General features: G+C 53.7%; 7 protein-coding genes and 1 tRNA gene. 7 read left to right on the top strand and 1 reads right to left on the bottom strand.

Annotated elements, in window-relative coordinates:
- Positions 1–531: 531 nt before the first annotated feature.
- The 6 genes from JF539_RS24075 to JF539_RS24050 all read left to right on the top strand — a co-directional run bounded on the left by JF539_RS24075 (position 532) and on the right by JF539_RS24050 (position 7948).
- Entirely contained in the window at positions 532–1254 is a 723-nt protein-coding gene (locus JF539_RS24075) for a hypothetical protein (RefSeq protein ID WP_207143276.1), read from the top strand.
- A 90-nt stretch (positions 1255–1344) separates the two neighbouring features.
- The gene (locus tag JF539_RS24070; RefSeq protein WP_207143275.1) at positions 1345–1581 is read left to right on the top strand and encodes a helix-turn-helix domain-containing protein; all 237 of its coding nucleotides are present in this window, start codon (positions 1345–1347) and stop codon (positions 1579–1581) included.
- A complete protein-coding gene (locus JF539_RS24065; protein ID WP_207143274.1) occupies positions 1574–3802 on the top strand; it encodes a bifunctional DNA primase/polymerase in 2229 nt (742 codons plus the stop codon). The genes JF539_RS24070 and JF539_RS24065 overlap by 8 nt, the downstream gene beginning before the upstream one ends.
- 342 nt (positions 3803–4144) lie before the next feature.
- Positions 4145–5383 carry a tyrosine-type recombinase/integrase gene (locus JF539_RS24060; RefSeq protein WP_207143273.1) on the top strand — a complete coding sequence of 413 codons (1239 nt, stop codon included), beginning with the start codon at positions 4145–4147 and terminating at the stop codon, positions 5381–5383.
- Positions 5384–5621: 238 nt separating this feature from the next.
- Positions 5622–5786: a hypothetical protein gene (locus JF539_RS24055; RefSeq protein ID WP_207143272.1), complete on the top strand. Its 165-nt coding sequence runs from the start codon at positions 5622–5624 to the stop codon at positions 5784–5786.
- Between the two features lie 995 nt (positions 5787–6781).
- Positions 6782–7948 (top strand): hypothetical protein, encoded by a 1167-nt coding sequence (locus JF539_RS24050; protein WP_207143271.1) that lies wholly within the window; start codon positions 6782–6784, stop codon positions 7946–7948.
- Between the two features lie 194 nt (positions 7949–8142).
- Here JF539_RS24050 and JF539_RS24045 read toward each other — a convergent pair.
- Positions 8143–8217: transfer RNA gene (locus JF539_RS24045), tRNA-Gly, on the bottom strand.
- A gap of 239 nt (positions 8218–8456) precedes the next feature.
- Between JF539_RS24045 and JF539_RS24040 the strand changes: the two genes are divergently transcribed.
- Entirely contained in the window at positions 8457–8978 is a 522-nt protein-coding gene (locus JF539_RS24040; protein ID WP_207143270.1) for a prolyl-tRNA synthetase associated domain-containing protein, read from the top strand.
- The last annotated feature ends 115 nt before the right edge of the window (positions 8979–9093 follow it).

Here is a 9093-nt window from a genome sequence, read left to right as displayed (position 1 = left end):
CTCGGTGATTTGAGCCACCGCGTCCCGCTTGAAATCGTCACTGAAATTGCTCGTGCCCATCATGGCCTCCTTGCCTCAAAATTAGGGAAGAAGGCGTCTACAAATCTAGGGGCTATTCATAGCGTCAAAATCGATTTCGCACGACGAACGATATGAAACTCCGATTCGCATAAGACCGCGTGGGAAAGGCTTAATTGAAATTTTCAAAGATGGCTCTGATTTTGAGTGAACGAAGCGACACTAAAGAAACCGTGTTCGTTGTGGGCGTCCGGCGTATCCTGTACGTCGCGTGTCCTACCGGCCCCCTGTACCCCAACCGTCCGCAGCGGCACAGCTACGCGGGCGCGCGCATGTAGCAGACACCTGACACCTCCCCCTCCCCAGTCGCCAGAACCTGGGCGTGGCCGGGTGCGTCACTGCCAACACAGCGTCACGTCGTGACGGTGGTGACGTGCGTGATGGCGGCTAGGCCGTTGATGCTAGTCCTGGTAGGGAGGGGGAGGGATATGTTCAGACAAAGGCATTGCTGTCGTGACAACTATCACAGGTGATATCTGGTCCAAGATCGAATTTGACCTCAGCGAATTTCGTGACCTGTTTCAAATGCGCCTCGAAACTCTGGAGGAGGCGAAAGGTCGAAAGATCGGCTTAAAAAGCGGAAATAAAGTGTGGCGTGACAGCGCGCCTCTCTGGGAAGACGAAGAACATGGCAAAGCTATACGCGCTTGGTTGCTGATCCCGCATGTCGATGCGGTTGACCGCAAAGACATCGAAGAGCGTCTTAAGGCTGGGCAGCGGCTAATAGCTTCAGTTGAGCAGGGCATTACAGAAAGAGAAATGTCCCCAGAACTTCTGCACGATTGGGGTCAGTTGAACCGATTGGCTGGAGCCCTCCAGCTTGTCTATCAGATGAAGCCTGATGCACGTCAACTTAGAGCCGGAAGTAAAAATCTTGAAGCTCATAAGCGTTGGTTTGCCTACCATTTCCTGAGAATCCAACAGCGAAAAAAACGTGACGATGTGCTCGACAAAATGGAAGAGCTCATAAACTCAATTGTCGGGGAACTACCGGATGGACAAGAGAAACAATGGTTTTCTGAATTTTTGAGCCCAGAGATGTCAGACACTCTGGAGAATGCTCGTCGATTGACCAAAGCTTTTCGAATGGACCTATCCATCTCCAAAATGAAGGAATTGAACGAACCTCCTTTAGAGGACGTACCTGAATTTTCGCTTCAATACCCCGCCCCCTAGGGGTGGGGGGGAAGCAAAATACGAAAACTGCGAAAACACCGGCAGTCGATGGCCATCGACGTAACTGAACTCAATTCAGGAGCGTCGAAAATGACGACACTAATTTCGGAAGACACTGAAAAGAAGCCGGAGGAATTCGGCGTCGAGTCTCTCCTTACTATTCAGCAGGCGGCGAAGGCACTTGGCGTTCATACATGGGCGCTGCGGCGCGCGGTAAACACCGGTTCGATCCCAGCCTATGCGCCGTTTAATGGCCGTAAGCTCGTTCGCCTTTCAGAGGTCATTGCGGCGATCAACGCCTCCAAGATTGGGGGTAAAAATGTCTGACGATATTTTTGAAAACGAAGCGCGAAAGTATTGGGATCGAAGTCTCCCGATTGTTCCGGTTAATGGTAAGGCTCCTGCTCTCAGCGGGTGGACGGGGCTCTTGGGAGGCATTCCTGGCGAGGAAAAGCAAAAGGAGTGGCTAACTTCCTATGCAAACAAAAATATCGGTTTGCTTTTGGGTGCTCCGCTGGGTGAAGAGAAAGTTCTCGTTGCCCTGGATGTTGATGATGATCGACTGTTGAACCTTGTCCTTCAGCTTCTTGGACTGAACCGCTCCGAGCGGAGGGCAGTGCTTGCTGGTAAGCGAGGGAAGAAAGGGGCGACGATTTTCGTACGAGCCCCGAAGTTGCTCAAATCCACGGTAATCAAAGGTGCGGGAGAACTCGGCAACATCGATTTTCTCGCCGGCGGTAAAATGACTGTTATGCCGCCGTCGATTCATCCAGAAACCGGCAAACCGTACGAGAATTACGGAAAGTCGCTTCTGGAAGTCGATTTCGCAGACCTTCCCGAAATTACCGATCAGCATATCAAATTGCTGAAAGCTGCCATTAGTTCTGAAAACGCAATTGTTCTGATCTCCGGAAAGGCAACGCATGACGCGGGTGTGGCATTGGTCGCGGTACTTGTCCGTGCCGGGGCCACGGATGAGGAAATCGAAGATATTCTCGCCGGGCTTTTACCCGGCGATTATGCAGGCGACTCGCTCCAGGAGCTACCGGAATGGATTCGGTCTGCCCGTGAAAAAGGTTTCGCCGAAACCGAGGGGGAAGATGACACTCAATCCGCAAAAATGGTCAAGTTGGCGTTGGCGGAAGGGATGTATTTGTTCCGAGATGAGGCCACAAAAGACGTCGCCATGGCAACGTTGCCTCATACAGGTTCATCTATTGCTTACCGAGTGACCTCAGGCAGCGTCAAACTATGGCTTCGAAACCTTGCTTACAGATCGTGGGGTAAGCCCATCGCATCTCAGCCGTTGAACGAGGCCATCGCGACGTTGGAAGCAATCGGGTTGTTCGATGGTCCGCCGTTCCCCGTTTTCGCTCGTGTTGCCGGTAACGGTCACGCGATTTCCATGGATTTGGGACACGACGACGGCAGCACAGTTTTGATCGAACCGGACGGATGGACTATCGAAGCCACGGTTGCCCATAAGTTCATACGAGGCGCCGGTTTCGGGGAACTGCCGCTGCCGGTATCCGGCTCCATCGAGGAACTTTATTGGTTCCGAAGCTTTTTGGGTTTGGACCAGCAGAACTATCGACTGCTTTTGGCATTCCTTATTAATGCGCTCAGGCCAACTGGGCCGTATTTCATCCTGTTGGTGGAAGGCGAACAGGGATCCGGGAAGAGCTTCTTTTGCGAGGTTATCAAACGGATCATTGACCCGAATACGGCAATGCGAATGCGACTGCCTGATAAGCCCCAGGATCTGATGATCCAGGCCCAGGAATATCGTCTGCTCAGTTTTGACAACGCATCGGGTATGAGCGCGGAGATGTCTGACGCTCTTTGCGCACTTTCGACCGGTGGCGGCATTGCGGTCCGTAAGCTTTATACAGACGGTGACCTCTATGTGATGAACTATACGCGACCGTTTATGATCAATGGAATTGGAGGTTACGCCAGTCGGCCGGACCTGATGGAAAGGGCTATCCCAATCAAGCTGTCGCCGATGTCTGAAGGTGGGCGGAAGACTGAGGATGAACTTCGTGCCGAATTCAATCAGCGGCTACCGGGCGTTCTCGGGGCACTTTATGATGCCGTTGCACATGCTCTGCGAGAGTTCGACGGCATTGAACCTCCTCGTCATCTCCGAATGGCGGATTCTGCCCGTTGGATCAGCGCCGCCGAAGGCGGTTTGGGCGAGGAAGCGGGAGCTATTATTGATGCGATTGCTGCTGCGCAAGATGAATTCTTCATCGAACAAGTCAATGACAACGCCCTTGTCGTAGCGTTGCGGAGGATCGCTGGACCTCTGGGCTATGAGGACTATTTCGGCGGCCTCTTCGTTAAAATCATGGAGCAGGACGATGCAAAGCATCACAGAAGCCTCCCAAAATCGCCCTCTCAATTGTCGAACCAACTCATCAGAATGCGTCCTGCAATGGAGAAGGCCGGGATTGTAGTGGAGTTTCTGCCCAAAGACCGGAAAGGGCGCAAGGTTCGAATTCGGCTCGTTGATCCAGGAAACGCAAAGCCGCCCTTTTTGGTGTGACGCCCGTGATGGCGTTTGGTGTCGTGGCACTCTTGGGACACAGCAGGGGGAGGGGTACTCCCCCTACTACACACAGCCCGGTGCACACGCCGCCTGCTGCTGCCACTGGCGTCACGCCGTCACCCTTCCACAAACCGCGATTTCAACCTCGTTGAGCGTGGGATCTAAACAGTCTAAGGCCGCGGCCTCTCGCGGCCTCTCCAATCAATCCACGGCAGAGGTTACCGGCGCGGTTACCGCTGTGGCCGCTTCGAGCGCCTTCTGAGGCGTTCGGCGATTACTTGTGCGGGTTACGCCGCCGTGTTTTCCTCGTCGCTTTTTTCATTTGGAAAGAGCAAGATCATGAAAAACTTCAATGTCTCAATCACTTCGACTACCCGCCGTCGCAAACTGAAAGACGGAACCATTGCCGCCTATCCGCAGTGGTACTGCGAGTATCAGGATCCGCAAGTACACAAACGCCGCCGTCGCGCCTTCAATCGGAAGAAGGACGCAGAGGCATTTAGGAACACCCTATTGCTGAAAGTGGCGGAGGGGAACTACTTCGACGAGCGCAAGGCTCCGACCGTCGCAGAAGCCATCGACCATTGGCTTGGGACAAAAGATGGTAGCATCAAGTCCTCAACTCTGAAGGGCTACAAGGTCGTGGCGAACGGCGCGATCCGGGGGCCGCTGCTTATCGGCACCAAACAGGAACGCGCGGACTACACCGAGAATGGCGTTGCCCCTAAAGGCGCTCGTTTCATCAAGCTCCTCGGCCACGTGAAGCTGACAGACCTTAACACGGCCATGATCCGCGCGTGGCACAAGACTGTCACCGAGCAGTGCGGGCCTTATACGGCGAACAGGGCCAAATCCCACCTCAAGTCAATCTTGGCGCTGGCCGAGGAAGACTTCGGCATCCGTGCTCCCTCCATGCCGACGGGCCTTCCTCGCGCGCGGCAAAAACAGAAGAAGGTCATCCTGACCCCTGATCACATCGCCAAGCTGGTCGCTGCCGCTAAAAAGGACCAGGAAAACGGCATCTACTACGCCTTCGCCTTCTTGGCTGGAACGCGGCCCTCCGAGCAGCTTGGCCTTCTGTGGAGCGAGGTGGACTTCGAGCGCGGTGTCATTCGCATTCGCCGCATCCAAGAGCGTGACGGCTCGCTAACGGAAATGACTAAGACGGAAGCCGGGACACGGGACGTTCCCATGAGCGCCACCTTGCGCGAACTGCTCCTCGATTGGCGCGTTCGCTGCCCGAGGAAGGGCAAGGAGCTTCACCGCGTCTTTCCTGGCCCTGGAAGGCTACAGGAGTGGCCGAAGCCGCGTCTTGGAGGCGGTGGCCCACTGCTCTACCAAAACTTTCGCAAGCGTTATTGGGCACCCGCGTTCAAAAAGCTTGGCCTGCCATATGTGACGCCGCACTCCGCACGCCACTCCTTCATCTCGACTCTACAAGCGCAGGGAATTGAAGTGGGACTGGTCGCGCAGATCGCCGGTCATGCCAACCCGACCGTGACGCTTGGCCACTACACCCAAGCCGTCCGCGACGGCAGCGCAGCCATTGAAGCGCTGGACAGGGCCTACAGCAGCTAGGGGGCAGTACCCCTGCGTGCGCCGCGCCCTGCCCACCGTACGCGCGCTGGCGGGGGCCACTTCCTACGGCCCCCACTACCGCCCAGCCATAGGGACTGCCTGTACGTGCTGCCGCCGCAGGAACGCCACGTGACGCGCTTGCAATATCAGACCATTTCTTAACTATCTGATATTACGCAGATAATTGTGTGCGAATTGTCGCCATGTTTTCCTGTCCTGTTGAGCACAGGAGATCGCCATGCAGGTTTTGGTTAGAGACAAAGGCACCGGCAACGAGGAATGGCTTCCATTGGAAAAGGCAGCAGAACTGATGCGCCTCGCTGCCGACGAGCTTGAATGGGCGTTTGAGGAATTCGGTCAGTGCGAGTGCGAAGACCATATAGCTGTGGATCAGAAATGGTAGGCTGATAACGCCACTTCGCTCATTCGATGAAGCGCGGGCGTCGGCAACACCGGCGGTCGCGCAATTCTATGTGCCTGCTTTCCGAGGGAATTGCTTCAACACTCCCCCTTTGCTTGGGTCCCTTCCGAGTTGCTGCTGGCGGACCCGCTCAGGCCTGGACCGACCCGCCGCATCATATGCTTATGTACGTCACAGCCGCGTTCACTCTATGCGGTAGCTGACCGAACTGGCTCCGATACCAACAACTCGCAGCGTCTTACTGGACACTTTCACGCTTTGACCTGTGCCGAGGCTGAATTGAATTGGTCGTGAACGTGTTGCGTATTGCGACGAACCTCGAGCAGGGATGTATCGGTAGCTAGTAAACGTCGCAGTCGCGGAAACGGGAACTGTTCCAACTGAGCCGCTGATGTTTGTACGTGTGGTTTTCGGTAAGACTGCCGGTGTTTCACTCATGGTCGTCGCGTTGCTTGTCACAAGCACATCTGTGCGCTCGAATACCGCCCATCCGTCGCTACTCCCGACGTAGCGAACGGTCGTCTCACCTGCGTTTATGGTGCGACCGAACACATCAGCCTTACCAAAGGCATTGGGTAGAGAGCGGCGTGACTGAAATTTCATAACAACGTCACCAGGACCGGCAGTCCTGACGCTTTGCGTAGTCGGTGTAGATAGCGTTGTTTTGGTCTCGACGGAATTGCAACCCGTGAGCACGAGCACCGAAAAGGATATCGCGCAAATTAGATATTTCTTGGTCATTTCAGTTCCCAAGCAATTGAAGAAAAACAAAAATCGAAACACGCGGAAAAATTGTCGTCAATTATTGGCCTATGCGGCGACCACGTTGGCACGTGGGATGCGCTCGCCGCGAACGAACTCTGGTCCTCGATGCATACTTGCCATCTAGGTCAGAATCACAACACTGGTGACAATCAGTAGAAAAGTTGTATTCTCATTCGATACACAACCTTCATCGAATTTATGTAGAGCTACAATTGTTTAAGAATATTGATTTTCAGCTGAAAGACTATAATCCCACACCACCAAGCCTTGTCTGCTGCACAGAAGAAGGCAATAAAAACGCTTCTGTTAAAGTTGATTTGGCGCGCCTATTCCACCACTACTATTTAGACACAAGAGGATATGCCCCACCAGATCCTGATCTTGCTCGATTCGAACATCTCAGCCTCTTTACAACAGACAAAGAGTTTCGAGTTCGTGGCGATGGATTTGGAACTGGATTGGCTTTTCGCCGAAGTACTTCCAACCAACTGGGTCAAGCGTTCTGTCGGTGGTTTCTGTACGAACACTTAAACATAACGTATTTTGCCCACATGGACGCGGTCCTAAACAGGCCAGCACATCCCAATTCTATTGGTCATGAAGTTTTCCGTGTGTCTCCAGGAGATGCGCCAGACTATCTCTGCGCTCAAGATAGATCGTCTGTATTCCTTGCTGAGGCGAAGGGACGATCTAAGTCGATAAGCTTCAAAAACGCTGAATTTAATAAATGGCGGAAACAGTTTGATCGCGTCGGGATTAGAGACGCAAGCGGAACATTAATTTCAGCAAAAGGACATATTGTTGCAACGCGATTTGCCACTGAGGCTGATGGAAAAAAGGTCAAATCAAAACTTTACGCAGAGGACCCTGATTCTCCTGGAGAAACTTCACTTAGGGAAGCACCACAGCTGGCTAATTCTGTAATCGCGCTTCATTACGCAGAGCTGGCTGCGAAGATTAGGCAGCCAATACTATCGAATTCACTTGCATTGAATCTGCAAGTACCGCCTGAAATTCAATTTCCCGCATTTGTTTGGGAATTTCTTAGCCCACCACTTAGCGGAAAGCGTTTTGTAGGAGGATTTTATCCCGGTCGCGAAGGTATTGCCCCGCTTGAAATAAATCTAAACAACGAACGCACAGTTTTCTTGAATCAGAATCCACTGCGCCTTGATTTAACCCCTGCAACGTTCTTCGGTGTGGAAGAGGCAATATTTAGTGGATTGTGCTCAATTGCCCGCGGCGGCGATGAACTCGCAAAAGACCTACCGCCTTTCCCAGAGATAGCGTTCTTCGACAGCGCTGTTAGTGTACTGCGAGACGGCTCGATTGTTGCTCCTGTAAACTATCTCAGTCCAATTGGCCTGAGGATCTACTGACAAAGGCTTAACTAAACGTCAGCTAGCTAAAATTTTAGTATATCCCACTGCAAAGCAACGTCACACATTCTCATTTCGATAAAATGGTAACCGCGCGGTAACCGCCGCCTTTTGAGCATTTGAATAATGAATGAAAAGTGGCACTAGAAAAAACAAAAGCCGCGACTCTCCGCGGCTTTTGTTTACTTAGAATTTGGAGCGGGCGAAGGGATTCGAACCCTCGACCCCAACCTTGGCAAGGTTGTGCTCTACCCCTGAGCTACACCCGCAGAATGTCCGCCATCCGGTCCTGACCGGCCCGGCGTCGGTGGCGCAGTATATGAACTATGCGGAGACGGATTGCAACACCGAAATTTCAGAAATTTTTTTAGCTGTCTTTCTGTGGGTTTTGCGAACTTCCCCGACCGGAAAAGCGCCGATTTCAAAGGGTTTTGCGACGATTTCGCCCTTGTGGGCCGGGCCGGAAATGCTCTAAACAGCCTCAAGTTATTTAATTTCAGGACCGGACATGCCCGCAAGCCGCGACGACCTCATGAGCTTTTTCGCCGAACTCGGCATCGATGTTTCGACGGTGGACCACCAGCCGGTCTTCACCGTCGCGGAATCGGGCGAGCTGCACGATCAAATTCCCGGCGGGCATACCAAGAACCTGTTCGTCAAGGACAAGAAGGGGCGCCTGTTCCTGATCGTCGCCCTGCACGACGCGGAGATCGACCTTAAAAAGGTGCATCAGATCATCGGCGCCCAGGGCCGGGTGTCCTTCGGCAACGCGGACCTTCTGATGGAGGTGCTCGGCGTGGAGCCCGGCTCCGTGACGCCCTTCTCGCTGATCAACGACCGCGAGGCGCTTCGTGTCACCCCGGTCTTCGATGCTGCCATGATGCAGCATGAGATCCTGAACTATCATCCGCTGAAAAACGATGCCTCCACGGCGATCAGGGCCGGGGACCTGCTGAAATTCGCCCGGGCCTGCGGTCATGACCCACAGGTTCTGGCGGTCAGCGAGGAAGCGAAAGCGGCGGGCCTTTAATTCTTCCGGGATCGGGCGTTTGTATTGGCGTTTGTATTTCGGGCGCCACGGTTCCATGTTAGAGCCAATTCAAGGAACAGACTGGCCGGACGGAAACGCGGACCGGCCGCAAAGC

Source organism: Roseibium aggregatum, assembly GCF_017309185.1.
GTDB classification, from domain to species: domain Bacteria; phylum Pseudomonadota; class Alphaproteobacteria; order Rhizobiales; family Stappiaceae; genus Roseibium; species Roseibium aggregatum_B.
The sequence above is the reverse complement of the archived record's forward strand: the minus strand, read 5'-3'. Positions and strand labels throughout refer to the sequence as shown.

Coding starts and splice junctions, on each gene's coding strand:
- JF539_RS24070 (WP_207143275.1), top strand. CDS start 1,345: ATGACGACACTAATTTCGGAAGACACTGAAAAGAAGCCGGAGGAATTC.
- JF539_RS24065 (WP_207143274.1), top strand. CDS start 1,574: ATGTCTGACGATATTTTTGAAAACGAAGCGCGAAAGTATTGGGATCGA.
- JF539_RS24060 (WP_207143273.1), top strand. CDS start 4,145: ATGAAAAACTTCAATGTCTCAATCACTTCGACTACCCGCCGTCGCAAA.
- JF539_RS24055 (WP_207143272.1), top strand. CDS start 5,622: ATGCAGGTTTTGGTTAGAGACAAAGGCACCGGCAACGAGGAATGGCTT.
- JF539_RS24040 (WP_207143270.1), top strand. CDS start 8,457: ATGCCCGCAAGCCGCGACGACCTCATGAGCTTTTTCGCCGAACTCGGC.